We start from the raw sequence: 24,052 nt of genomic DNA, 5'->3' as shown, positions 1-24,052 counted from the left end.
GGGCGTTGTCCGGTGCAACTCAGAAGTCGCCGTGGAAGTACGCGGTGTCGGTGGCGAAGGCGCTGGGCGCCACCGAGATCCGCAGGTCGGCGGTGCCGGGTGCGACCTGGAAGATCCGCGTGATGGTGAGGGCCCCGCCCGGCGGGATCTGCGCGTTGGTGAACGGGCGGTCCTCGATCGAGAACTCGGCAGGCCGTCCGCCGTGGGTGGCGGTGACTTCCCAGGAGATCGGGTTGATCTCGTGCTTCGTGCCGTTGGTGATGGTCAGGTCCACCGCGACGCCACGGGAGTCGGAGTCGATCAGGTACGGACTGCTCGGCTGGTGCTCGGTCGGCGCGGCGACCCGAACGGCTTCGCCGCCGCGCCAGGTGTGGGCCTCGCCGAAGCCCAGCTCGATCACCTCCGGTGTCGCGTCACCGGCGGGAACGGGGCTGTGCTGGGGTTCGATGCCGAGGGACTCGGACTGCTCGGCGGTCTCGTTCGCGACGCTGCCGACGACACCGACCCAGGCGATGCAGATCAGCAGCCCGATTCCGGCGAGCACGGTGCCGGTGATCGCCATGCCCTGGTTGTTCGCCTGGCCGTTGCGCGCGCGGACGATGCCGAGGACGCCGAAGACGAGACCGAGGATGCCGAGCGGCCAGGCGACCACACCGATGAACGGGATGAACGAGAACAGTAGGGCGAGCAGGCCGAGGACGAATCCGGCGGTGCCGAGACCGTTCTTCGGGGTCGTCGGCGGCGGAACCACTGCGGACATGGGTGTTTCCTTCCGGGGAGAACGTGGAAATCGCGGGGAACCGCAAGATCGTTCCAACGGGAGGGCGCCGTGTCCGCGCTTTCACGCCGAACTACACGGTGGGGTGGATTCAGTGGATCACCGGTGCGGAATCTGCTAACTGAAGCGGTCTGCGAGATCTCGGGATGGGCTCGGTCTGCGGCTTCTCGCGTCCGCTCCTAGGGCCCGGCACCACTCCGGGAACGCGCGGTGGCCGGTCCAGCGGCCCCTGAACGCACGCGAGGGCCGCACCGGGATCCGGTGCGGCCCTCGTCGGTGTTGATCAGCGCCAGTGGCGCAGTGCGTCCTGGAGCACCTTCGGCTGCTCCGTGCGCTCCGGGCCGATGGTCGCCGCACCTTCCGGCGTCGGCTGGGGGAGGGGTTCGCAGGTGACGTCCGAACCCTCGCCGGGCTTGCGCTCGGGCAGGGCGCCGGTGGTCAGGTACTCGGCGATGCGGTCGTCGACGCAGCCGTTGCCGGACAGCGAACCGGAGTGCGTCGTGCCGCCGGGCAGGCTGATCAGGCTCGCGTTCGGGAACCGCTCGCGGGCCTCCAGCGCTCCGGGGAACGGGGTCGCCGCGTCCAGTTCCTCGCTGATCAGCAACGCGCCCTCGACGTTGCCGCCGTCGACGTTCACCGGCGTTCCCGCCTTCGCCGGCCAGTCCAGGCAGGAAGCGTTGTACCAGGCGTTCGCCCAGGTCTCGAACGGTGCTTTCGCGTGCGTGACCCAGTTGTCGGCGCGCCAGCGCCCCCACTGCTGCGGCCATTGCACGTCGGTGCACTGGACGGCGTTGTAGACGGCGAAACCGTTGTCGTCGCCGGGCGTGTTGGACGCGTCGTAGATGTCCACCAGCGGCTGCCAGTCACCGTGGTGCACCCAGCCCGCGAACGCCTTGGCGCGCTTGTCCCACCCGGTCTGCCCGTAGCCCGCGGACAGGAACAGGTCGGTCCACTCCGACGAGCCGATCTCGCCGCCCGCCGGTTGTGCGTCGAGCTTCGCGCGCTGCTCGTAGTAGAGCCGCTCGACCTGCGCTCCGGTGGTGCCCAGGTGGTACACCGAGTCGTAGCGGGCGACCCAATCGAAGAAGATCTTGATGTTGCGATCGAACGCGACGTCCTGGTTCAGGTTCGCGTCGTACCAGACGTCCTCGGCGTTGACGACGCCGTCCATCACGACCCGGCGCAGCCGCTCGGGGTGCAGCGTGCCGTAGACCTGCCCGAGGTAGGTGCCGTAGGAGAAGCCGTAGTAGTTCAGCTCCTCCTGGCCGAGCGCCTTGCGGATGCTCTCCATGTCCTCGACGGAATCCGTCGTCTTCATGTGGTCCAGCAGCGCCCCGCCGGTCTTGCCGCACGCCTCCGCGTAACCGGAGGTGCGGGTGAGCCACTCCTGCTCCTTCTCCGGAGTGGTCGGCAGGTAGTCGGGCCGGTCGTGGCCGAAGTAGTTCGGGTCGCAGGACAGCGCGGGCCTGCTCGAACCGACACCGCGCGGATCGAAACCGACCCAGTCGTAGGCGGCACCCGCGCCGTGGGGAACCGACTCGCCCAACGTGGCCAAGTACAAGCCGGAACCGCCGGGACCGCCGGGGTTGAGCAGCATCGCGCCCTGGTACTGGTCCGCGGGCACGGTGTGCTTCACCTGCGACACGGCGAGTGAGATCTTCTCCCCGTCCGGATTCGCGTAGTCCAGGGGAACTTCGAGCATTCCGCATTCGGCGCCCGCTTTCTGCAAGGACTCGTCCTCGCAAGGACCCCAGGAGATCGGGGCGGGTTCGAAGGGAGCCGGGGCGGTCGGGGCGGCGGAACTCGCCGGTGCGAACAGCAGGCTGGCGGCCAGCAAGCCGGTCGCCGCTGTCGCGGTCGCTGTTTTCTGCACTTCATTCCTCGATGTCCGTTTCGGCGCCCGCGGCGGGTGCCGATCGGCTCAGTCTGCTCAGGGCGTCCGCATTCCACCAGGTGTTTCGCGAATCCGCACGATTACGCGCATTCCCAGTTGAACGGTATTGGTGACCCAAGACGTCCGGCCGATCGCGGGCAGTGGCGAATCCGATGGGAACGCCGCTCGATAGCGCCGGCTGGGGGAGACGAAACCTGTCGCATTCGGTCGTCGCGAGTGGTGCCGAGACCAACCGGCTGCCGGCCTGTCGCGTTCGACGAAGGACGAGCCCGTAGCCGGCGAGTCCGTCACGGACGCCAGGGGCTGCGCTTGCCGGTGACCTCGCGGGTCGGGTCCTCGTGGCGGGGCGCGTCCGGCTCGTCCGCGCGCAGCGGCACGAGGCCCGCCGTGATCGCGCGCATGATGCGGTCCCTGGCGCGCACGGCGTCACCGGCGCGGTCGGCGGACAGGTCGCTCAGGTCCACCGGGTCGCCGAAGTGCACCTTGAGCACCGGGCGGCGGCGGATCGCCGCGAACCACGACGACAGCAGCACCCGCACGTCGCGGGAGCTCTCGACGCGCAGCATCCCGTAGCACATGGCCTCGTGCGCGCCCCACTGGCTGATCGGGATCACCGGTGCACGCGAGGCGAGCGCCATCCGGGCCACCCCGGTCTTGCCGCGCTCCGGCCACAGACCGGGCTCCAGGCTGATCCGGCCCTCCGGGTACACCAGCACCGGGCGGTGGTCCTCCTCCAGCGCGCCGACCACGTGGTCCAGCGCCTGCGCCGCGTTGGCCTTGCCTCGATCGGCGCGCACGTGGTGGCAGTGGCGCAGCATCGAACCGAGCACCGGGGTGTCGAACAAGCCGCCCGTGGCGAGGAAGCGCAGCGCCAGCCGCCGACGGCCGCACGCCGCCATCACGACCAGCGCGTCGATGTTGCCGACGTGGTTCGAAGCCAGCAGCAGCGGCCTGCCGCGCAACTCGTCCGGCACGTCACCGGTCACCTCCAGGCGACCCGTGAGCAGGATCAGCGCGCGGTCCACTCGCAGCAGCGCCCGCCACAGCAGCGGCGCCTCCCGGAACAACCGGGTGCGGGACCGCTGGGACGCCTGCGGGGTGCGGCGTGTCGGCTCTACTGGATCTACGGGCTGGGCGACCATGACGAGTGAGGATCGCACAAGGGCGGAAACGGTGGACGCAAGACGTGAAATTCCCGGGCCCGACACCCCCGTGGCCGCTGTGCCACCTGTGACGCAAGGGGCCGGTCAAGATACCGTAAGTCCCATGGCGGGCCGGACCACGAGCGGCGCCCAGCGCAAGAACCAGTCCCAACCCGGTTCGAAGAGCAGGGCCCAGAGCTCAACACGCAGCTCAGGCGGCACGAAGAGCAACGGCAGTGCCGCGAAAAGCCGCAAGACCACCTCCAGCGGTGGCTCTTCCCGCGGCTCCACCCACGCGCCGCGCCGCGCCCCGGCGAAGAAGCCCACCGCGCAGCGCGGCCAGCCCAGAACGGGCGGTGTGCTGCGCCGCGCCAAGGACATCGACCCCGCGCACGGGCGCACCGGGCTCGCGATCATCGCGCTCGCCGCCGCCGTGATCACCGCGGCCGGCATCTGGTGGCACGCGGGCGGCCCCGTCGGGCAGTGGCTCGACTGGGGGCTGCGGTTCGTCATCGGCAACGCGGTGCTGGTGCTGCCGATCGTCGTCGCCGGGGTCGCGGTGTTCTTCGCCAGCACAGACAACAACCCCGAAGCCCGGCCGCGCGTGGTGCTCGGTTCGGTGCTGCTCGGCTGGAGCGCGCTGGGCGTGCTGCACATCGGCTCCGGCGCGCCGAGCGGCTGGCAGGACTGGCCCGCCGCGGGCGGCGTGCTCGGCTTCCTCGCCGGCGGGCCGCTGGCGCAAGGGCTCACCGGCTGGGTCGCGGTGCCCGTGCTGGTGCTCGTGGCGCTGTTCGGGCTGATGCTGCTCACCGACACCACGCTCGCCACCGTGCGCAACCACCTGCTCGGCAAGCCCGTCGAAGACGGCGAACCCGCCGCTGAGGAGGTCGCGCCCGAGACGGTGAAGCTGCGCCGCCCGTCGCGGCGCCGCCAGGCCTCGACGCCCGTGGACGAGGGCACCGCCAAGAGCGGCGGCAAGGCCAAGAGCGATCAGCTCTCCATCGACGACGTGCCCGAAGAGGCCCCCACCAAGCCGCGCGGGAAGGCGAAGGCCGCGGCGGCCGAGGTGCCCGCCGCCGACACGGCCGACGAGCCCGCCGACACCGGCAAGCTCACCATCAGCCGCGCCGTCGAAGGCGACTACAAGCTGCCGCCGCTGGACTCGCTCACCGGTGGGGACGCGCCGAAGACGCGCAGCAAGGCCAACGACTCCATGATCGAGGCGATCACCGCCGTCCTGGAGCAGTTCAACATCGACGCGCAGGTCACCGGCTTCGTGCGCGGCCCGACCGTCACCCGCTACGAGGTCGAACTCGGGCCCGGCGTGAAGGTCGAGAAGATCACCGCGCTGACCAAGAACATCGCCTACGCCGCCGCCACCGACAACGTGCGGCTGCTCGCGCCGATCCCCGGCAAGTCCGCCGTGGGCATCGAGGTGCCCAACAGCGACCGCGAAATGGTGCGGCTGGGCGACGTGCTGCGCTCCACCACCGCCTCCGGTGACGAGCACCCGCTCGTGATGGGCCTGGGCAAGGACATCGAAGGCCACATGGTCACCGCGAACCTCGCGAAGATGCCGCACCTGCTGTGCGCGGGTTCGACCGGTTCGGGCAAGTCCAGCTTCGTGAACTCGATGCTGGTGTCGCTGCTGGCGCGGGCCACGCCGCAAGAGGTCCGGATGATCCTGATCGACCCGAAGATGGTCGAGCTCACCCCGTACGAGGGCATCCCGCACCTGATCACGCCCATCATCACCCAGCCGAAGAAGGCCGCCGCCGCGCTGGGCTGGCTGGTGGACGAGATGGAACAGCGCTACCAGGACATGCAGGCCAACCGGGTGCGCCACATCGACGACTTCAACACCAAGGTCCGCTCCGGTGAGATCACCGCGCCGCCCGGCAGCGAACGCGAATACCGGCCTTATCCGTACATCCTGGCCATCGTCGACGAGCTCGCGGACCTGATGATGACCGCGCCGCGCGACGTGGAGGACGCGATCGTGCGGATCACGCAGAAGGCCCGCGCCGCCGGGATCCACCTGGTGCTCGCCACCCAGCGGCCCTCGGTGGACGTCGTCACCGGCCTGATCAAGACGAACGTGCCTTCGCGGCTCGCGTTCGCCACGTCCTCGCTCACCGACTCGCGGGTCATCCTTGACCAGCCGGGCGCCGAGAAGCTGATCGGCATGGGCGACGCGCTGTACCTGCCGATGGGCGCCGGACGGCCGCAGCGCGTGCAGGGTTCCTTCGTCAGCGACGAAGAGATCCACCGCGTCGTGTCCTACACCAAGGAGCAGGCCGAGCCGGACTACACCGACGGCGTCACCGCGGCCAAGGCGGGCGAGAAGAAGGAAGTCGATTCCGACATCGGCGACGACCTCGACGTGCTGCTGCAGGCCACCGAACTGGTCGTCACCAGCCAGTTCGGCTCCACGTCGATGCTGCAGCGGAAGCTGCGCGTCGGGTTCGCCAAAGCGGGCCGGCTCATGGACCTGCTCGAATCGCGCGGTGTCGTCGGACCCTCCGAAGGGTCGAAGGCGCGCGACGTGCTGGTGAAACCGGACGAGTTGGAAAACGCTCTGTACTCAATTCGCGGCGGTCCGCCACCGGATTCCGAGGAGTGATCGACGGCCCCGCCTGATCAGGTGGGGTCGTTGCCGTATTTACCGGTGATTTTCGTCGCGGCAATGACTTCGGCGCGTATTTTTCACGACTACGACACCGCCACTCGGGGGAGTGGTGGAAATGTGCCACGAGGGTTCACGGACTGATCATCGCGAGATATATTCTGCGCCGCTCCTCGACCGAAAGGTTCGCGATGAACGGCAAGAAAGCACGAGCCGGTGCCGCCACCGCGCTGTCGGTGCTGCTGCTCACCGGCTGGTACCAGGCCGCGGCCTGGGCCGAGCCGCCGGCCGGTGACGTGACGCCGATGGACATCTCGAAGGGCGAGATGTTCCGGCAAGGCGGCAGCAGCTACCCGCGCCTGGTCCGGCTCGAGAACAGCGGTGCCGCCAACGGGCGCGTCATGGCCAGCATGACCACCTACGTGGACAACGCCGGACGTGCGGTGATCTACGAGAGCACCGACGACGGCAAGTCCTTCCAACCGGTCGGCGAGATCCGCGACCCGGCGGGCGAGGACACCAAGGGCATGTGCTGCTCCACGCTCTACGAACTGCCCCGGCAGGTCGGCGACATGCCCGCGGGCACCCTGCTGTGGGCGGGGACCGCCGGAGTCGGCGCGGATGAGGAGACCCGGACCAGCAGCGTCCGGCTGTGGCGCAGCGACGACCAAGGGCGAACCTGGTCGTACATGTCCGACGTGATCTCGAAGCCACCGGGACCAGGAATCTGGGAGCCGGAATTCACCGTCTCCGAACAAGGTGACCTGGTCGCGTTCTACTCCGACGACATGGATCCGAACCACGATCAGAAAATGGTTCAGATCCGCTCCAAGGACGGCATCACCTGGACCGACGAGCGTGATGCGATCAAGCAGGACGAATTCCGGGTGCGCCCCGGGATGGCCGGTGTCCGCCAATTGCCGGACGGCACCTATGTGATGACCTACGAAATGTGCAACTTCGACCCGGTGCACACGTGCACGGTGTGGATGCGCGAATCCGAGGACGGCTGGGACTGGGGCGACCCCCGCGACCCGGGCACCGAAATCGTCTCGGAGACCGGCGGGCAGCCGCTGGGCACCCCGACGATCACCTGGGCTCCCGGTGACGACCCCAACGGCAGGCTCGTGCTCGCGTACCAGATGCTCGCGGGCGACGAAGGCGGCTGGGCGCCCGGCAACGGCAAGACCCTGATGGTCAACGACCACCCGTCGGACCTGTCCCGCGGCTGGCGCGAGATCGACGCGCCGGTGCACATCGAGTACAACCAGGGCAGCACCTGCCGCGGCTTCAGCCCGTCGGTGGTGCCCACCGAGGACGGCGAGTCGCTGATCCACGTGGTCACGGACTTCGAGAAGTACATCGGCGGGCCCTGCGAGGCCTTCTTCGGCACCGGATCGATCGACGGTTCCGGCGACGCCGCCACGGCGAACACCGAGCGCACCCCGCTCGACCCGCGACCGGGGCGTTGATCTCTCCGGGCGGAGCTGGTCGCTCTGCTCAGGGGTGAGGTAGCGGAACCTCAGTGGTCTTCTCGCTGCGGGATCAATTTCGCGAGTGGCTTCCGCCACGCGCGCAATTGCTGCCCTCGTGAGAAGGCCACTGAGAACCCGCCGGTGGTCGTCTTGCTCTGGTGGTCGCTGCTCAGCGGCTTCGCCGGTGACCGGACGATGGTCGGCCGGGTGGCGCGGCCTCTCCGTCAGTGGGTGCGCAGGGTCGCGTACGAGTCGTCGAGCTTGGCCAGGGAGTCCACGCCGAGCAGGCGCATCGTGCGTTCGATCTCCGTGCGCAGGATGTCGACGGCGCGCTGGGCGCCGCGCTCGCCGCCCGCCATCAGGCCGTACAGGTAGGCGCGGCCCACCAGGCAGGAATCGGCTCCGCGCGCCACCGCCGCCACGATGTCGGCGCCGTTGAGGATGCCGGTGTCCAGCATGATCTCGCCGCGGTCCCCGATCGCGTCGCGCACCCGAGGCAGCAGTTCCAGCATCGTCGGCGCCCGGTCCAGCTGGCGGCCACCGTGGTTGGACAGGACCACCGCGTCCGCGCCGAGCTCCACGACCTTGCTCGCGTCCGCCGCGTTCTGCAGCCCCTTGATGATCAGCGGGCCGTCCCAGATCTCCCGCAGCCACTCCACGTCGGCGAAGCTCAGCGACGGGTCGAACATCTCGTTCATCAGCTCGGCGACGGTGCCTTCCCAGCGGGTGAACGACGCGAACCGCAACGGCTCCGTGGTGAGCAGGTTGATCCACCACGCCGGGTGCAGCGCGCCCTCGGCGATCGTCTTCGCCGTCAGCGACGGCGGAATCGTCAAACCGTTGCGCACGTCCCGCATCCGCGCGCCCGCGACCGCCGTGTCCACGGTGAGCATCAGCGCCTCGTACCCGGCCTCCTTCGCCCGGCGCACCAGTTCCAGGCCCGCGGACCGGTCGCGCCACACGTAGAGCTGGAACCACTTGCGCGCCCCTGGCGCCGCCGCGGCGAGGTCCTCGACGGACGTCGTCCCCATCGTGGACAGGCTGTAGGGGATGCCCGCGCGCTCGGCCACCCGCGCCACCGCGGGCTCGCCCTCGTGGTTCATCATCCGCGTGAAACCCGTGGGGGCCAACGAGAACGGCATCGCCGACGGCTCGCCGAGGATCGTCCTGCTCGTGTCCACTGTAGACACGTCTCGCAGCACCGACGGGTGGAACTCGATCTCGCGGAACGTCCGCCGGGCCCGTCGCAGGCTCGTCTCGCTCTCCGCCGCGCCGTCGGTGTAGTCGAACACCGCGCGCGGGGTGCGGCGACGCGCGATCGTCCGCAGGTCCGCGATGGTGTGCGCCTGCGACAGGCGCCGCTCCGTCGGGTTCAACTTCGGCGGTTCCACCCGCAGCAGCGGGCGCAACTCGGACCAGCGTGGAATCTGCCGCCGCACCATCGAGCACCGTCTCCTCTACGTCGTCATCGCCGGACGCGGGCGACATTACCCAGCCCAGCGGCGGCGAAACACCGTCCGGCGGCAACGGGCGCGGTCACCCAGGAACCGGTGACCGCGCCCGCATCGGCGAATCGGATCAGGAGTCGAAGCGCATCGTCTCCCCGGTGCGCGTCTTCGCCTCGAAGCCCACGACCTGGCCGGACTCGGCGTGGACCGGCTTGACGTCGGCCTGCTCGACCGCCTCCGCCGTGGACGCGCTCATGTTGCCGAACTGGCGCACGGCCTCGTAGTAGACGTTCGCGGCGGCCTCGCACGTCGAGTCATCGGCGCAGCCCGAGTACATGTCGGCCTTGAAGTTGTCGTCGATGCGCAACCGGTTGTCCTCGGAGAACCGGTCCTGCGCCTTGTAGTTGCGGTAGCCGAAGTCGTGCCGGTCGCAGCTGGTGGAGAAGTCGTAGCCCAGCGGCTCGTCCGGCGACCAGGAACAGCTGTCCGACGACCAGTCCAGCTGGCCGGAGTGCGGCTGCTCGGACCGCAGATCGATGAAGTCGCTCAGCGAGGTCTCGAACAGGTACTGGTCGGTGACCTGCCGCAGCTCGTCGTCGGGGAGGTCCGCGTAGGCGGTACCGACGGACAGCAGCATCGCGGCGCCCGCGGCGACGGACGCGACGAGCCCGCGGCGGGAAGTGGCGGAACGGAACACGGGATCTCCTCGTGATCAGGGTGGGGCCTGCAAGGATCAACACCGGTGTTATAGCCGTTTCGCGTGGTACGCGCGGGATCAGGCGGGTTTTCGCCGCGTGAAGCTCGGATGATGTGCCGCCATCGGGTGTCTGGTGGTCTCGGGAACGGCGACACCGGAGCCGCCTAGGCTCGGTGCCGATCACGCGCTCGGAGAAGGACGGCGATGAAGCTCAACACGACGACGTTCGGCGGCGGACCCCGCACCGTCGGCCTGGTGCACGGCCTGGGGCAGTCGGGCGAGCTGTGGCACGACTTCGCCGCGCCGCTGGCCGCAGGCGGTGAGCACACCGTGATCGCGGTCGACCTGCGCGGCCACGGGGACAGCCCGCGCGGCGGCTCCTACCTGATCGACGACTTCGCCGCGGACCTGGTCGACACGCTGCCGACGGGGCTGGACGTGCTGGCCTGCCACTCGCTGGGCGGCTCGATCGTGCCCCGCGCGGTCGAAGCGCTGGCGCCGAAGCACGCGCTGTACCTGGATCCGGGGTTCCAGCTGGCGCTGCCGACGAGCGGCTGGCGGGCCCGGCTGTTCTGGGCGGCCCCCACGGTGAGCCTCGTGATCAGCGCCCTCGCTCGCCGGGGCCACCAGCAGCAGGCCGCCGCCGCGCACACCCCGCGCACCCGCGAACTCACCGAGCGCGCGAAGCGCAGGTTCGACAAGAAGATGATCGGCGAGGTCTACCGCGACATCGCCCACCACCCGTTCGTCCCGGCGGTACCTGCCGTGCCCAGCACCGTGGTGCTCTCCGCCGAAGGCGACGCGGTCGTGCCCCCGGCACTGGCGGCCGACCTGGAACGCCTCGGCTGGGACCTGCGCCGCTTGGACGGCATCACCCACGAGTTCTGGTTGGAGAACGCCCCCAGAACCACCGAAGCCATCGCCGATCTCTTCTGAGCGGTGATCGCCCGATGGTGTCGCTGCGAACACGCCTGCTGCGGTACCCTCAGGCCGTTTTTTGCGGTTAACTTGCACGATAAGGCTCGAAGCTCGACCTCGGAAGGTGTCCCATGCTCCGGAGCTTCCGGCTCGGCAACCACCGCTCGTTCGCGAAGGAGCAGGAGCTGCTCCTGATGCCCGCCTACGACAAGACGCGTGAAGTCCTGCCGGTGGCGGCGATCTACGGGGCCAACGCGTCCGGCAAATCCAACCTGCTGGACGGGTTGCGGTTCATGCGGTCGGCAGTGGTGGATTCCTTCGGCCACTGGGACGCGGACGGTGACGATGGTGTGCCGAGGCGACCGTTCCGGCTCGACCCCGCGCTACGAGCAGAACCCTCGACCTTCGTCGTCGAGCTGGTCATCGAGTCCGTCCGTTACACCTACGGGTTCGTCCTGGACGACTCCGCCGTGCGCGAGGAGTGGCTCTACTCGTATCCGGAGAACCGGCGCCGGGTGCTCTTCGAACGCGAAGGCCGTGAGGTGAAGTTCGGCTCGACCGTCCGGACGGCGAAGGTCAAGCGCGAGGTGCTGGAGGAGATGACTCGGGAGAACGCCCTGCTGCTCTCCGTGGCAGGGCAGTCCCGGTTCGATGAGATCCAGCCGGTTCACCGGTGGTTCGTGCGCACCCTGCGATTCCGGAGCTCAGCTGCGAGCCGCCCGGCGATGCTCGGAGCTAGACGACTAGCCGAGCTCTTGGAACGTGGTCACACCTCTCGGGAGCAGGTGTTGAACCTGATCCGAGCGGCGGACCTCGGCATCGCGGATGTCCAGGTGGAGCGACGCGAAGATCGCAGCCGCATCGAGTCGTACCTGTGGCGCGCGAAGCGGGCTGAGGAAGCGGGTGAGTCCGAAGAAGCAGACCGCTGGAAATCCCGGGTGGCCGAACTGGAGGCCCGTGGCCCGGATGTGGAGACGCTGCTCAAGTTCGCGCACGCGGAAAGCGGCGAGGAGCTGTTCGATCTCCGCGACGAATCACAGGGCACGCAGCAGTGGATCGGGCTGCTGCCGGTAGTCTTGTCCGCGCTCCGCGCCGGCTCCGTCCTCGTCGTCGACGAGATCGACACCAGCCTGCATCCGTTGCTCAGCTCCCGGCTGATCGGACTGTTCCGGGACGAGCGGATCAACACCAGCCAGGCCCAGCTGATCCTCACCACCCACGACACGAGCCTGCTCGGCACGATGCTCGACGAGGAATCGCTCCCGCGTGATTCGGTGTGGTTCGTGGAGAAGGACCGCGCCGGGCGGAGTTCGCTCTACGCGTTGTCCGACTTCAAACCGCGCAAGAGCGAGAACTACGAACGGCGCTACCTGCACGGCAGTTACGGCGCGGTCCCGTTCACAGCGGCCGAGCGATTCGCGGAGGCGTTCGGGGTCGACCGGTGACCCGTCGGGAGAACAGGGGCGGACGTCGTCGGCCCAAGCTGACCTCGAAGCCCCTGGTGCTGGTGCTGTGCGGCGCGGCGGAGACCGAGCGCCAGTACTTCTGCGCGCTGCGCTCGCACCTCCGAACCCTGGCCGTCGACGTGCAGTTCGAGAGCGAGGCGGTCGATCCGGTCACGCTGGTGTCGAAGGCCAAGCGGTGGCGGAACAGGAATCCCGACGCCTACGACGAGATCTGGTGCGTGGTCGACGTGGACGAGTTCGACATCGACGCGGCGCGCGCCGCCGCCAAGCAGGCGAAGATCAGGCTGGCTGTGTCCAACCCGTGCTTCGAGTACTGGCTGCTCCTGCACTTCGAGGACTACGACGGCGCGTTACCCGACTGCGCGACGGCTGAGCGCAGGCTCAAGCGTTACGTGCGGCACTACCGGAAGGCGTCGATCGTCTTCGACGATTACAAGGAGGGTTTGGCCGATGCGCGGGCGCGGGCCGAGCGCAGGTGCGAGCACGAATGCGAGCACCAGCGCAATCCGTCCAGTGGTGTCTGGCGGCTGGTCGACGTGATGGACGGGCGTGCGACGTGACGCTCGTCAGCCGGGGAGGTCGAGGAGCATTCGGGTGTTGCCGAGGGTGTTGGGCTTGACGTACGGGAGGTCGAGGAATTCGGCGACGCCTTCGTCTGCGGAGCGGCGCATCTCGTCGTAGACGTCGGGGGAGACCGGGGCGCCGTCGATCGGGGCGAAGCCGTGGCGGTGGAAGAACGCGGTCTCGAAGGTGAGCACGAAGACGCGGGTCAGGCCGAGTTCGACGGCGAGCTCCACGAGACGACCGACCACGCGGTGGCCGACGCCGTGACCGCGGGCAGCCGGATCGACCGCGACGGTGCGGATCTCGGCGAGGTCCTCCCACAGCACGTGCAGCGCGCCGCACCCGACCAGCTGGGGTGGCCTGTCGTCGGGCGCGGTGAGCTCGGCGACCCAGAACTCCTGGACGTGCTCGTAGAGCGTCACGAGCTCCTTGGCCAGCAGCACCTTGCCCGCGTACGAGTCGACCAGGGCCTTGATCCCGCGGACGTCCCCCACCCGTGCCCGCCGAATCGATATCGCCTCGGCCGCATAATCATGCATGGACGAGATGCTACCTTTCCGGCACGCTGGAGTCGATGTGCCCTCGGATTGCGCACGGTGATCGGAAGACCTCGCTCGGTGGTCAGATCGTTACTGGCGGTGGTGCTGCGCGCTAGGCTCGGACCAGGAGGTGGGGCTGACGCGGGCCGGAATACCCGTGTACCTCATCGGCGACCGCCGCCACGGAGAGGCGAAGGTGCTGTGGCGCCCGGAGGGCGGCGAGCACCGTAGTGCCGCCACCTACGCCCCCGGTGAAACGCTGAAGCTGCCCGGGGACGTGGCCGCGGAGATCCCCGTCGACGTCCTGCCGCAACGCTGACCGGGCGCGGGCGAAGCGGAGCTCAGGGCGGCGGCTAACCTCGGGTCATGCCTGCTGGGTCCACACCGCGCCGAGTGTCCATGGTCACTCTGGGATGCGCGCGCAACGAAGTCGATTCCGAAGAACTCGCCGGGACCCTCCACGAGCGCGGCTGGAACCTGGTCGACGGCGAGGATTCCGCGGACGTCGTGGTCGTCAACACCTGCGGCTTCGTCGAATCGGCGAAGAAGGACTCGGTGGACACGCTGCTGGCCGCGGCCGACACCGGCGCGAAGGTCGTCGCGGTGGGCTGCATGGCCGAACGCTACGGCCAGGAACTCGCCGAACAGCTTCCCGAAGCGGACGCGGTGCTCGGTTTCGACCACTACGCGCAGCTCGCCGAGCGGCTCGACGACGTGGTCGAGGACCGCCCGCTCGCCTCGCACCAGCCGCGGGACCGCCGCACGATGCTGCCGATCACCCCGGTCGAACGCCCCGCCGCCGCCACCGAGGTCGCGGTGCCCGGCCACGGCTGGGTGCCCTCGACGCGGGTGACGCGCCGCAGGCTGGACAACGCCCCCGTCGCCTCGCTGAAGCTGGCCTCCGGCTGCGACCGGCGCTGCACGTTCTGCGCCATCCCCGCCTTCCGCGGCTCCTTCCTGTCCCGCAAGCCCGACGAAGTCCTCGGGGAAGCGGCCTGGCTGGCCACCCAGGGCGTGCGCGAGCTGTTCCTGGTCAGCGAGAACTCCACCTCCTACGGCAAGGACCTCTCCGACGCCCGCGCGCTGGAGACCCTGCTGCCCCGGCTCGCGGGCATCGACGGCATCGACCGCGTCCGCGTGTCGTACCTCCAGCCCGCGGAGACCCGGCCCGGCCTGGTCCGCGCCATCGCCACCACGCCCGGCGTCGCGCCCTACTTCGACCTGTCCTTCCAGCACGCCAGCGGATCCGTGCTGCGGCGGATGCGGCGCTTCGGATCCACCGAATCCTTCCTCGGGCTCATCGACCAGATCCGCGAGCTCGCACCCGAAGCCGGGATCCGAAGCAACGTCATCGTCGGCTTCCCCGGCGAGACGGAGGAGGACTACGCGGAACTGCGCGACTTCCTGACCCGCGCCCGCCTCGACGCCGTCGGCGTCTTCGGCTACTCCGACGAGGACGGCACCGAAGCCGAAGGCTTCGACGGCAAGCTCGACGAAGACGTCGTCGCCGAACGCGTCGCCGGGATGTCCGCGCTCGTCGACGAACTCACCGACCAGCGCGCCGAGGACCGCATCGGCAGCGAGGTCCGGGTGCTGATCGAACGCGACACCGAGCACGAGGACGGCTGCGCCGGGCGCGCCGAACACCAAGGCCCGGAGGTGGACGGCGAATGCCTCGTCACTGATCCTGGGACGGTCGCCGTGGGCGACGTGCTGCACTGCCGGGTGATCGCCAGCGAAGGCGTCGACCTCGTGGTGCGCCCGATCGGCGACGAGCCCGAACGGCAACGGTCCGGGGAGACACCATGACGACCGAAGGCGCGGCCTCGGGATCATCCGCCCAAAGCGGGGAGCCCCGCCAGGTGCCGCTGCTGAACATCGCCAACGTGCTGACCGTCTCCCGCCTCGCACTGGTACCGGTGTTCCTGGTGGCGCTGCTGTGGGAGGACGGGCATCAGCCGCTGTGGCGGTGGGCCGCGGTCGTCGTGTTCCTGGTCGCCGCCATCACCGATCGCATCGACGGAGAGCTCGCCCGCAAGCGCGGCCTGATCACCGACTTCGGCAAGATCGCCGACCCGATCGCGGACAAGGCGCTGACCGGGGCCGCGCTGATCGGCCTCAGCGTGGTCGGCGACCTGCCGTGGTGGGTCACGCTGCTGATCATCGCGCGTGAGCTGTTCGTCACACTGCTGCGGTTCTGGGTGATCCGCCACGGCGTGATCCCCGCCAGCCGCGGCGGGAAGCTCAAGACCCTGCTGCAAGCCATCGCGATCACCGCGTACCTGGTGCCGCTCGGCGGGCTGATCGAACCGGTGCGCTGGATCGTGATGGGGGCCGCGGTGCTGGTCACCGTGGTGACCGGAGTGGATTACGTGGTGCAAGCCGTGCGGCTGCGGGCGCGTGGTCGCCGGACGACGGCGACGCGCTCGTGAACGACTCGCCCGCCGGCGCGGCGGACGTGCTGGAGCTGCTGCGCCGCCGCGGCGAGACCGTGGCCACGGCCGAATCGCTGACCGCGGGACTGCTGGCGGTGGCGCTGACCGACGTGCCCGGCGCCAGCGCCGTGGTGCGCGGCGGTCTGATCGTCTACGCCACCGACCTGAAGGCCGACCTCGCCGGGGTCGACCCCGCGCTGCTGGCGACCGGTGGCGCGGTGCAGCCGAAGGTGGCCGAACAGCTCGCGGCCGGAGCGCGCGACCGCTGCGGCGCTACCTGGGGAGTGGGCTTGACCGGGGTGGCAGGGCCAGACCCGCAGGACGGGGCCGCGCCGGGCACCGTGCACCTGGGATTCGCGGGAGCGACCGGCACGACCGTGCTCTCCACGCGGCTCGACGGTGATCGCGCGGCCGTGCGGACGGCGGCCGTTCGAGTGGCGTTGGAACACTTCGCCACGATTCTTCGTTGAGGTTGCGGAGTGCCCAGACGGCCCAGTGCTGCGGAATCGTCAACGATTCGCGCTTGCGCGCCGGAGCGGGGACGTTCGCCCTCGGCGGATTAGAGGGTGATCGCTCTCGTAAACCGCGTCGCGATGAGTAACGTAGGGGGCGTTGACGCGTAGCGCACGATGTAAGCGACGAAGGAGGGAGGCGCGCGATGACCGTGTTGTTGCGGGAAGCAGTCGGTGAAAGGCTGCGCCGCGCCCGGACCGCTCAGTCTCGTACGCTGCGAGACGTCTCGCGCGCCGCCCGGGTGAGCCTCGGCTACCTCTCCGAGGTGGAACGGGGGCGCAAGGAGGCGTCGAGCGAGCTGCTGTCCTCGATCTGCGGCGCGCTGGACCTGCCACTGCCGGAACTGCTGGTCACGGTCGCCGGTGATCTCGACGGCTCGGGCTCCGTGCTCGCTGCGGCGATGGTCGAGCAGCGGACCGCGGACTTCGACGGTGGTCGCCTGGTGCCGAGCCTGATGGGGGCCGACCTCAGCGAGGCCGACCTGTCCGGCGCCGACTTCGCCGACACCGAGGCAGCGGGAATCGACGCGCAGCTCTCCAGCGAAGACCTCACCGAGGAACACCGGTTGCAGCCGGTGCTCAGCCAGCGGATCAGCCCGCCGCTGCGCAGCTCCGGCGGCGTGGTGGTCGCAGCCTGAAGGAACCTTGCGGGGCTCCGCCGCGTTGATCAGGTGGACCGTGCGGACCGTGGCCGCCACCCGGGCGAAAGCTCGGGTGGCGGTGCTGGTTCGATCATGTCGTGACCGTTCGTGGTCCCTGGGGGAATTTCCCGGAGATCTACGCATCCTGGTGGAACCGGACACCGCGCCCTGACACGATGGGTGCGGCGGCATCATGAGGACAGGACACGACGTGGCTGAAGCCGGCTCCGCGCCGGACCTCAGGCGTCGGGTCGAGGTTCGCGGCGGTCGCACAACGCGCACGGGCAGCACCGGCAGGAGAGAAGGCAGGCGGAGGAGATGGCCAATCCGTTCGTGAAGTTCTGGAAGTACCTGATGGCGTCGTTCTCGTCGAAGATCGACGAGAACGCCGACCCGAAGGTGCAGATCCAGCAGGCCATCGAGGATGCGCAGCGCCAGCACCAGGCACTCTCCCAGCAGGCGGCCTCGGTGATCGGCAACCAGCGGCAGCTGGAGATGAAGCTCAACCGCCAGCTCGGCGAAGTCGAGAAGCTGCAGTCCTCGGCCAGGCAGGCCCTGGTGATGGCCGACCAGGCGCGCGCCGAAGGCGACGTCACCAAGGCGCAGAAGTACGAGGAGACCGCCAGCCAGCTGGCGAGCCAGCTCGTCACCGCCGAGCAGGGGGTGGAAGACCTCAAGTCGCTGCACGACCAGTCGCTGCAGTCCGCTGAGCAGGCCAAGCAGGCCGTCGAGCGCAACTCCCAGATGCTGCAGCAGAAGATCGCCGAGCGCACGAAGCTGCTCAGCCAGCTGGAGCAGGCGAAGATGCAGGAGCAGGCGTCCAACTCGCTCAAGCAGATGAGCGACATGGCCGCGCCCGGCACCACGCCGTCGCTGGACGAGGTCCGCGACAAGATCGAGAAGCGCTACTCGACCGCGCTCGGTGAGGCGGAGCTGGCGCAGAACAGCGTGCAGGGCCGGATGATGGAGGTCCAGCAGGCCTCCGTCGACGCCGCTGGCGCGAACCGGCTGGAGCAGCTGCGCGCCTCGATGGGCGGCGGCCAGCAACAGGTCACCGGGGGACAGCAGGCGAGCGGGGACGTGGCCGAGCCGGCCACCCGCCCGCAACAGCAGCAGAACCCGCAGACCGGCCAGGCCTGATCGGCCAAGACGATGCCGCCGCGGAAGAACGAACTTGCGGAATGGGGCGAGGCCGCGCTGCGTGAGCTGCGCGGCCCCGTCGTCGGTCAGGTCCGCCGCAAGCTCGCCCAGTGGCGGGATCCTCGTGCGCGGCTGCTGCGCAAGCGCAAGCGCGCACGGCAGAACGCCACCGCCGGGGCGGTGAGCACGGGTGGACTCGGTGCCGGCGCGTACGTGTCGTTCGCGCCGCACCAGTTCGGCATCCCGGTGGCTCCGGGCGTGCTGGAGACCTCGCTCGACGTCGCCGCGTTCGGCCTCGGCGGTGTCGCCGTCGCGGCGGCGTTCGGTTCGTTCGCCGAGTGGCGGCGCTACCGGCGGCTGCTCAAGACGCCGCTGCCGGAACCGGCGCCCGAACCCGTGGAACTGCCGCCGAGCGGCTCGCGGGCGCGCGAACCCATGCGGTTGCTGCGCGACGCCGAGCAGAGCATGCACCAGGCGTTGACGCAGCTCACCGTGGACGGCTTCGGCGAAGCCGAGGACGCTCGCGTCACCGCGAACCGGGCGGCGACGGCGCTGCGCGAGGTCGCGTCCCGGTTGCAGGCGGTGGAGGCGGCGCTGCCGCACGTGCCCGCGACCGAGCAGGACGAGCTGCGCGCCGACGCGAAGCGCCTGCGCGACGAACTCGACGAAGGCATCGAGGGATACCGCTACCTGGTCGCCGCCGCGGGTCGAGCGGTCGCGGCCAGCGGGGCACCGGAGCAGCGCCACGCGGTGCAGGACGCCACGGACCGGTTGGCCGGGCTCGCCACCGCGTTGCACGAGCTGGGCTGGGCGAGCGGCACCGCGGGTTCCGCGGACTCGTCCCGCCAGTGACGAAAGCACCGGTCAAGCACGACGCCCTGATGACTCCACGTCAGCACGCGTGATTCATTTTTCACTCGAATGAGCCCATGACGGGTTGATTATGTGATGCCGAATAGTAATCTTCCCACTGTCGCTACGTTACGTGGCAACGTTCCCCGGGGAGGGGAAAGTCGGGGAGGGCAATGTGGCGTTGTGGACCGTGCACGGCGACGGTCGTCAGCTGGTGGACGAAGCGGTCGTGGGGTCCGGTGAACGGCTCAGCTGGCCGCTGACAGTCGGGTTCGGCCTGCAACACCTGATCGCCATGTTCGGCACCACCATGCTCGTGCCGCTGCTGACCGGATTCCCCGCCTCGACGACGCTGCTGCTCTCCGGCCTCGGCACCTTGCTGTTCCTGCTCATCACCCGCAACCGGGTCCCCGCCTACCTGGGCGCCTCCGTGGCGTTCGTGGTGCCGATGGGCGCCGCCGTCGACCACGGCGGCGCCGGTCAAGGCGCGCTGCTCGGCGCGATCATGATGGTGGGCCTCGTCGTGTTCACCTTCGGAGTGGCGGTCAAAGCGCTCGGCGTGCGCCTGCTGGAAACTGCGATGCCCCCGGTCGTCACCGGGGGCATCGTGCTGATGATCGGGTTGAGCCTCGCACCGCAAGCCGTGTCCTCGTTCGGTGTCCAGCCGGTGCCCGCGGCCATCACCCTGGTGATCGTGGTGCTCGCGACCGTGCTCAGCCGCGGGATGCCGAGGCGGCTCGCCGTGCTGCTGGGCGTGCTCGGCGGCTGGATCTGCGCCGCGCTGCTCGGCCAGGTCGACCCGGCCCGCCTCGACGCCGTCGCCCGCGCACCCTGGTTCGGGCTGCCCGAGTTCGTCACCCCGCAGCTGCACCTGTCCGCGGTGCCGTTCGTGGCGCCCATGGTGCTGGTGGTGCTCGCCGAACTCGTCGGCAACGTCAAAGCCGTGGCCGCGATGAGCGGGCGGAACCTGGACGGCCAAGTCGGCGACGCGCTCATCGGCGGCGGCCTCGCCACCACCCTGGCCGGCGCCGGTGGCGGCTCCGCGCTCAGCAGCAACGCCCCGAACGTGGGGGTGATGGCCGCGGCGCGGGTGTACTCGACCGCGGCGTGCATGATCGCCGCCGTCGGCGCCGTGCTCCTCGCGTTCTGCCCCAAGCTGAGCGCGCTGATCAGCACCATGCCGCTGGGCGTGTTCGGCGGAGCGCTGTTCGTCGTCGTCGGCGTGCTCGCGCTGGTCGGGGTGCGGATCTGGAGCGAAGCGGGCGTGGACTTCGCCGATCCCGTCAACCTCACCGTGCTCGGCACCGCCCTCGTCGCCGGAGTCGGCGACCTGACGCTGTCGCTGGGGGCGCTGCGCCTGACCGGACTCGTGTGGGGCTCCATCGGCATCGTGCTCGTCTACCCCGTGCTGCGCGGCCTGGCCGACGCCGTCTCAGCCCACCGCGAGGCGTGACGTCCCTCCTCGCTCGAGTGCCCGGGTGCGAGAACGGCCGGTCCGGGCATCAAGGCTGGCAGTGCGGGCAGTGGTAGGTGATCCGGTCGCCGGGGCGCGCGTCAAGGGTCACCGCGCCGCCGCAGCGCAGGCAGCGGCGGCGGCCGTACACCCAGTGGCGGGCGTCGCGGCGCGGATCGCCGGTGGTGGACTGCTCCGGGTTCCAGGCGTTGCGCAGCAGCAGGCGGCGGCTCAGCAACACCGCCCGGTCCGCGTCGATCTCGGCCACCGGCGTCGACGGCGCCCGCCGCAGCAAGAAGCACACCTCGGTGCGGTAGATGTTGCCCAAACCCGCCAGCACCGCCTGATCCAGCAGCGCCGCACCGATCTCACGGGCGGGATCCGCGGTGAGACGGCGCACCGCTTCGGCGTGCGACGCCGCGTCCCACCCCTCGGCCAGCAGATCCGGCCCCAGGTGCCCGACGAGCTCGCCCTCGTCCGCCGTGCGGATCCAGCGCAGCTCGTGCAGCTCGAAACCCACCGCGCTGCGCCGCGCCACGGTGAGCACCGCGCGGACCTGGTGCGCCGGGCGCCGCCACCGGGCTCCCGGCGGATACAAGTGCCAGGCGCCCTCCATGCGCAGGTGGCTGTGCAACGTCCAGCCGTCCTCGAAGCGCACCAGCAAGTGCTTGCCCACCGGGCGCACCTCGCGCACCGTCCGGCCGGTCACGTCCACCTCGGCCAGCCGCGGGTGGCGGAACTCGCCGCGCAGCACCACTTCCCCCGCCAACGCCTGGTGCAGGCGATGGCAGGTCAGGAACACCGTGTCCCCCTCGGGCATCAGGCCCCCGGCAGCGACCCGTCGTCGAGCTCGGGGTCGTGATCGCCGGGATCGTCGTCGAACGAATCGTCCAGCGCCGGCTCGGTGCCCTGCCTGCGCCGCCCCGCGCGCAACGTGCGGGCCAGCAGCAGGTTGAAGCCCAACGCCACCTCGCGGGCGCCTGGCGTTCCCCACTGGTGGATCGGCAGGCACGCGCCCTGCGCCTGCTGCACCGCGAGCCGATCCGGCAACGCCACCGGCATCACCAGCGGTCCGAAGATCTCCCGCAGCTCCTCGATGCGGAACTGGTGCTCGTGCGACCGCGGTCGCACCCGGTTGACCACCACGCCCAGCGGTTGCAGCCGCGGGTTGTTCGCCGCGCGCTCCGCCTGCACCGCCTCGAACGCGCGCTGCACCCCGGACACCGCGAAGATCGTCGGCTCGGTGACCAGCAGCGCGCGATCAGCGGCGATCAACGCCGACCGGGTCAACCTGCCCAGCGACGGCGGGCAGTCCAGCAGCACCAGCTGGTACGGCAGCTCCCCCTCGGCGATCAACGAGTCCAGCGCGGACAACGCCTCGGTGAGCTTCGCCAAGCCGCCCTTGCCGTCGTCGGGACCACCGTTGTAGAGCTCGGCGTCCTCCGAACCGACCAGGACGTCGACCTCCTCGCCCCACCCGCTGGGCGCGACCGCCGAACGCACCACCTCCGCCCGCGGGTCGGCGAGGACATCGCTGAGACCGAGGCGGGTCTCGTCCGGTTCCAGCGCGGCCGTCGCGTTGCACTGCGGATCAAGATCGACCACCAAGGTCCGCGCGCCGCGGCGCATGGCCGCCGAAGCGAGCCCGAGCACCACGGTCGTCTTCCCGACACCGCCCTTGAGGCTGAGCACTGCCACCGTTTGCACGCCCGTAGCCTACGGAACAGGCCCGATCTCGTGTGCTGCTGCGCCCCGGCGTCCCGCCCCGCCGGTGCGTCGCCCGGTCTGACCCGCCATTACGCTGCTGCCCATGAGATCCGACGCCGTCCACCGGGTGCTGGAAGAAGAGATCGCCGAGGCCCGTGCGCGCCGGGACGGACGCCCGCCCCGCGTCCTGGACGTCGGCGGCGGCAGCGGAGTCTGGGCCGTACCGCTGGCTTCCGCGGGCTGCGAGGTCACCGTCGTCGACCCCAGTCCGAACGCGCTGGCCACCTTGCAACGCCGCGCCGCCGACGCCGGAGTGGCGCAGCTGATCACCGCGCTGCAGGGCGACACCGAAGCGCTCCACGCGTTCGCGCCGCCCGGCGGCGCCGACCTGGTGCTCGGGCACGGCCTGCTGGAATACGTCGACGACGTGGCCGCCTCGCTCTCCTCGCTGGTCGCCGCCACCGCCCCCGGCGGCGCCGTGTCGGTGCTGGTGTCCAACCGCTACGCGGCGGTGCTGGCCCGAGCGCTGGCCGGACGGCCCGCCGACGCGCTGCACGTGTTCCGCGACCCCGACGGCAGGCACGACGGCGACGGGGACACCGTGCTGCGCCGGTTCGACGGCGACGAACTCGCACTGCGCATGCGGGAAGCGGGCCTCGTCGTGGACCTGGTGCAAGGGCAAGGCGTGTTCACCGACCTGGTGCCCGGATCGGTCCACGAAGGGCAAGGCGCCGACACCCTCGCCGAACTCGAACGCGCGGTCGCCGCCACCCCGCCGCTGCGGGACATCGCGACCCGGCTGCACGCGATCGGACGTCTCCCAGGGTGATCGGAGAGGCCCGACGCGCAGCGGCGAACCGGGACGGAAGTACGGGTCGAATCCCAGGTGCTGGGCCGTTCGGTTGATCCGAGGGGATGATGTCGGCAACCTTGCATCCGTCACCTGACCCCTGCGGGTAGTCGTGGCGTCGCGGGAACCGTATCCTCGACGGTGACGCCCCCAAGCGTTCGCCGGGTTCCCACTCGGAGGTGTGCCCTCCGAGTCTCCGGCGCCACTGAGTTACCTGTGCCGGAGGAGGAGCCATGCCACTCTCCGAGCACGAGCAGCGACTGCTCGACCAGATCGAGCGCGCGCTCTACGCCGAGGATCCGAAGTTCGTCTCCACCGTGCGCGGTGGACGGTTGCACCGTCCGTCGCGACGGCGTCGCCTGCAAGGCATCGCCGTGTTCGCGCTGGGGTTGATCCTGCTGGTGCTCGGCGTGGTGATACCGGTCAAACCGGCCGATATCCCCGTGGTGAGCGTGGTCGGCTTCCTCGTGATGTTCGGCGGAGCAGTACTAGTGCTGTCCGCGATGCGTGGTGGCAGCCAAGAAGCGGAATCCGAAGGGGAGGGAAGCGCAGGCTCATCCGGCGGCGACCGGAAGAAGCCCGAACCACGGGAACGTGGATCCTTCACCCAACGGATGGAAGAACGCTTCCGGAGGCGGTTCGAGCAGTAGTCCTGGACGAAAGCCCAGACAACAGCCCACTTACACCATCAACCCGGTGACCTTGGATCCTCGGTCGCCGGGTTTGTTGGGTTCTAAGGCCGGGTTCGGTTTGGCGTGTGGGTTGGTTTGGGGTCTCGCTCGGCTTGGCGTGTGGGGTGTTCTTAGGGCCTTCCCCGGTTTGGGCGTGTGGTTGGTGTGGTGCGGTGGAAGGTCTTCTTCAGTGATTGCTTCCACGGCTCTTTTTGCTCTGGTGTCCGGGTAGCGGAACCTCAGC

23 protein-coding genes are annotated in these 24,052 nt (G+C 69.9%); 15 read left to right on the top strand and 8 right to left on the bottom strand.

All coding sequences use genetic code 11. The annotated features are described in order from the left end of the window. Positions 1–19 precede the first annotated feature (19 nt). From OOZ19_RS21995 to OOZ19_RS21985, 3 genes are all read right to left on the bottom strand, one after another. Positions 20–760 (bottom strand): DUF4190 domain-containing protein, encoded by a 741-nt coding sequence (locus tag OOZ19_RS21995; protein WP_266092039.1) that lies wholly within the window; start codon positions 758–760, stop codon positions 20–22. Positions 761–1,061: 301 nt separating this feature from the next. Further along, positions 1,062–2,651: an alpha/beta hydrolase gene (locus tag OOZ19_RS21990; RefSeq protein WP_266092038.1), complete on the bottom strand. Its 1,590-nt coding sequence runs from the start codon at positions 2,649–2,651 to the stop codon at positions 1,062–1,064. Between the two features lie 308 nt (positions 2,652–2,959). Continuing rightward, positions 2,960–3,703, bottom strand: a complete 744-nt coding sequence (locus OOZ19_RS21985; RefSeq protein WP_416309480.1) for a lysophospholipid acyltransferase family protein — start codon at positions 3,701–3,703, stop codon at positions 2,960–2,962. 235 nt (positions 3,704–3,938) lie between these two features. Here OOZ19_RS21985 and OOZ19_RS21980 point away from each other — a divergent pair, with 235 nt between their 5' ends. Both OOZ19_RS21980 and OOZ19_RS21975 read left to right on the top strand, forming a co-directional pair. After that, positions 3,939–6,437, top strand: coding sequence for an FtsK/SpoIIIE family DNA translocase (locus OOZ19_RS21980; RefSeq protein WP_266092036.1), 2,499 nt, complete (start codon positions 3,939–3,941; stop codon positions 6,435–6,437). 194 nt (positions 6,438–6,631) lie between these two features. Continuing rightward, positions 6,632–7,912, top strand: a complete 1,281-nt coding sequence (locus OOZ19_RS21975; protein ID WP_266092035.1) for a sialidase family protein — start codon at positions 6,632–6,634, stop codon at positions 7,910–7,912. A 227-nt stretch (positions 7,913–8,139) separates the two neighbouring features. On the opposite strand, the gene OOZ19_RS21970 is transcribed toward OOZ19_RS21975, so the two are convergent. Both OOZ19_RS21970 and OOZ19_RS21965 read right to left on the bottom strand, forming a co-directional pair. Further along, on the bottom strand, positions 8,140–9,357 hold the full coding sequence (locus tag OOZ19_RS21970) for an alpha-hydroxy acid oxidase (protein ID WP_266092034.1): 1,218 nt from the start codon (positions 9,355–9,357) through the stop codon (positions 8,140–8,142). 136 nt (positions 9,358–9,493) lie between these two features. Further along, positions 9,494–10,060, bottom strand: a complete 567-nt coding sequence (locus OOZ19_RS21965; RefSeq protein WP_266092033.1) for a phospholipase — start codon at positions 10,058–10,060, stop codon at positions 9,494–9,496. Between the two features lie 204 nt (positions 10,061–10,264). Here OOZ19_RS21965 and OOZ19_RS21960 point away from each other — a divergent pair, with 204 nt between their 5' ends. The 3 genes from OOZ19_RS21960 (at position 10,265) to OOZ19_RS21950 (ending at position 13,004) form a co-directional block, all read left to right on the top strand. After that, the gene (locus OOZ19_RS21960) at positions 10,265–10,996 is read left to right on the top strand and encodes an alpha/beta fold hydrolase (RefSeq protein WP_266092032.1); all 732 of its coding nucleotides are present in this window, start codon (positions 10,265–10,267) and stop codon (positions 10,994–10,996) included. Positions 10,997–11,109: 113 nt separating this feature from the next. Beyond that, entirely contained in the window at positions 11,110–12,423 is a 1,314-nt protein-coding gene (locus OOZ19_RS21955; protein WP_266092031.1) for an AAA family ATPase, read from the top strand. Beyond that, a complete protein-coding gene (locus OOZ19_RS21950) occupies positions 12,420–13,004 on the top strand; it encodes an RloB family protein (RefSeq protein ID WP_266092030.1) in 585 nt (194 codons plus the stop codon). Before OOZ19_RS21955 ends, OOZ19_RS21950 begins: the two co-directional genes overlap by 4 nt. Positions 13,005–13,010: 6 nt before the next feature. On the opposite strand, the gene OOZ19_RS21945 is transcribed toward OOZ19_RS21950, so the two are convergent. Next, positions 13,011–13,547, bottom strand: a complete 537-nt coding sequence (locus OOZ19_RS21945) for an amino-acid N-acetyltransferase (protein WP_266092029.1) — start codon at positions 13,545–13,547, stop codon at positions 13,011–13,013. 130 nt (positions 13,548–13,677) lie between these two features. On the opposite strand from OOZ19_RS21945, the gene OOZ19_RS21940 reads away from it, so the two are divergent. The 8 genes from OOZ19_RS21940 to OOZ19_RS21905 all read left to right on the top strand — a co-directional run bounded on the left by OOZ19_RS21940 (position 13,678) and on the right by OOZ19_RS21905 (position 20,580). Then, positions 13,678–13,866 carry a hypothetical protein gene (locus OOZ19_RS21940; RefSeq protein ID WP_266092028.1) on the top strand — a complete coding sequence of 63 codons (189 nt, stop codon included), beginning with the start codon at positions 13,678–13,680 and terminating at the stop codon, positions 13,864–13,866. Positions 13,867–13,913: 47 nt separating this feature from the next. After that, on the top strand, positions 13,914–15,356 hold the full coding sequence (rimO, locus tag OOZ19_RS21935; RefSeq protein ID WP_266092027.1) for a 30S ribosomal protein S12 methylthiotransferase RimO: 1,443 nt from the start codon (positions 13,914–13,916) through the stop codon (positions 15,354–15,356). Then, entirely contained in the window at positions 15,353–15,979 is a 627-nt protein-coding gene (gene pgsA, locus OOZ19_RS21930) for a CDP-diacylglycerol--glycerol-3-phosphate 3-phosphatidyltransferase (protein WP_266092026.1), read from the top strand. Before rimO ends, pgsA begins: the two co-directional genes overlap by 4 nt. Beyond that, on the top strand, positions 15,976–16,452 hold the full coding sequence (locus tag OOZ19_RS21925) for a CinA family protein (RefSeq protein ID WP_266092025.1): 477 nt from the start codon (positions 15,976–15,978) through the stop codon (positions 16,450–16,452). The genes pgsA and OOZ19_RS21925 overlap by 4 nt, the downstream gene beginning before the upstream one ends. A gap of 188 nt (positions 16,453–16,640) precedes the next feature. Beyond that, positions 16,641–17,132, top strand: coding sequence for a helix-turn-helix domain-containing protein (locus OOZ19_RS21920; RefSeq protein WP_266092024.1), 492 nt, complete (start codon positions 16,641–16,643; stop codon positions 17,130–17,132). A 321-nt stretch (positions 17,133–17,453) separates the two neighbouring features. After that, positions 17,454–18,275 (top strand): PspA/IM30 family protein, encoded by an 822-nt coding sequence (locus OOZ19_RS21915; RefSeq protein ID WP_266092023.1) that lies wholly within the window; start codon positions 17,454–17,456, stop codon positions 18,273–18,275. Between the two features lie 12 nt (positions 18,276–18,287). Then, positions 18,288–19,127, top strand: a complete 840-nt coding sequence (pspM, locus tag OOZ19_RS21910) for a phage shock envelope stress response protein PspM (RefSeq protein WP_266092022.1) — start codon at positions 18,288–18,290, stop codon at positions 19,125–19,127. Positions 19,128–19,302: 175 nt separating this feature from the next. Further along, positions 19,303–20,580: a uracil-xanthine permease family protein gene (locus OOZ19_RS21905; protein WP_266092021.1), complete on the top strand. Its 1,278-nt coding sequence runs from the start codon at positions 19,303–19,305 to the stop codon at positions 20,578–20,580. 49 nt (positions 20,581–20,629) lie between these two features. On the opposite strand, the gene OOZ19_RS21900 is transcribed toward OOZ19_RS21905, so the two are convergent. Continuing rightward, the gene (locus OOZ19_RS21900; protein WP_266092020.1) at positions 20,630–21,400 is read right to left on the bottom strand and encodes a DNA-formamidopyrimidine glycosylase family protein; all 771 of its coding nucleotides are present in this window, start codon (positions 21,398–21,400) and stop codon (positions 20,630–20,632) included. Continuing rightward, positions 21,400–22,287, bottom strand: a complete 888-nt coding sequence (locus OOZ19_RS21895; protein ID WP_266092019.1) for a ParA family protein — start codon at positions 22,285–22,287, stop codon at positions 21,400–21,402. The genes OOZ19_RS21900 and OOZ19_RS21895 overlap by 1 nt, the downstream gene beginning before the upstream one ends. Before the next feature lie 103 nt (positions 22,288–22,390). Between OOZ19_RS21895 and OOZ19_RS21890 the strand changes: the two genes are divergently transcribed. Beyond that, the gene (locus OOZ19_RS21890; RefSeq protein WP_266092018.1) at positions 22,391–23,116 is read left to right on the top strand and encodes a class I SAM-dependent methyltransferase; all 726 of its coding nucleotides are present in this window, start codon (positions 22,391–22,393) and stop codon (positions 23,114–23,116) included. Positions 23,117–23,370: 254 nt separating this feature from the next. After that, positions 23,371–23,787 carry an SCO2097 family morphological protein gene (locus OOZ19_RS21885; RefSeq protein WP_266092017.1) on the top strand — a complete coding sequence of 139 codons (417 nt, stop codon included), beginning with the start codon at positions 23,371–23,373 and terminating at the stop codon, positions 23,785–23,787. Positions 23,788–24,052: the final 265 nt, after the last annotated feature.

This window comes from Saccharopolyspora sp. NFXS83, assembly GCF_026241095.1.
Lineage (GTDB): Bacteria > Actinomycetota > Actinomycetes > Mycobacteriales > Pseudonocardiaceae > Saccharopolyspora_C.
This window is presented reverse-complemented; position numbering and strand designations above follow the sequence as displayed.

Coding starts and splice junctions, on each gene's coding strand:
- OOZ19_RS21945 (WP_266092029.1), bottom strand. CDS start 13,547: ATGCATGATTATGCGGCCGAGGCGATATCGATTCGGCGGGCACGGGTG.
- OOZ19_RS21900 (WP_266092020.1), bottom strand. CDS start 21,400: ATGCCCGAGGGGGACACGGTGTTCCTGACCTGCCATCGCCTGCACCAG.
- OOZ19_RS21960 (WP_266092032.1), top strand. CDS start 10,265: ATGAAGCTCAACACGACGACGTTCGGCGGCGGACCCCGCACCGTCGGC.
- OOZ19_RS21955 (WP_266092031.1), top strand. CDS start 11,110: ATGCTCCGGAGCTTCCGGCTCGGCAACCACCGCTCGTTCGCGAAGGAG.
- OOZ19_RS21995 (WP_266092039.1), bottom strand. CDS start 760: ATGTCCGCAGTGGTTCCGCCGCCGACGACCCCGAAGAACGGTCTCGGC.
- OOZ19_RS21975 (WP_266092035.1), top strand. CDS start 6,632: ATGAACGGCAAGAAAGCACGAGCCGGTGCCGCCACCGCGCTGTCGGTG.
- OOZ19_RS21980 (WP_266092036.1), top strand. CDS start 3,939: ATGGCGGGCCGGACCACGAGCGGCGCCCAGCGCAAGAACCAGTCCCAA.
- pspM (WP_266092022.1), top strand. CDS start 18,288: ATGCCGCCGCGGAAGAACGAACTTGCGGAATGGGGCGAGGCCGCGCTG.
- pgsA (WP_266092026.1), top strand. CDS start 15,353: ATGACGACCGAAGGCGCGGCCTCGGGATCATCCGCCCAAAGCGGGGAG.
- OOZ19_RS21885 (WP_266092017.1), top strand. CDS start 23,371: ATGCCACTCTCCGAGCACGAGCAGCGACTGCTCGACCAGATCGAGCGC.
- OOZ19_RS21970 (WP_266092034.1), bottom strand. CDS start 9,357: ATGGTGCGGCGGCAGATTCCACGCTGGTCCGAGTTGCGCCCGCTGCTG.
- OOZ19_RS21915 (WP_266092023.1), top strand. CDS start 17,454: ATGGCCAATCCGTTCGTGAAGTTCTGGAAGTACCTGATGGCGTCGTTC.
- OOZ19_RS21890 (WP_266092018.1), top strand. CDS start 22,391: ATGAGATCCGACGCCGTCCACCGGGTGCTGGAAGAAGAGATCGCCGAG.
- rimO (WP_266092027.1), top strand. CDS start 13,914: ATGCCTGCTGGGTCCACACCGCGCCGAGTGTCCATGGTCACTCTGGGA.
- OOZ19_RS21920 (WP_266092024.1), top strand. CDS start 16,641: ATGACCGTGTTGTTGCGGGAAGCAGTCGGTGAAAGGCTGCGCCGCGCC.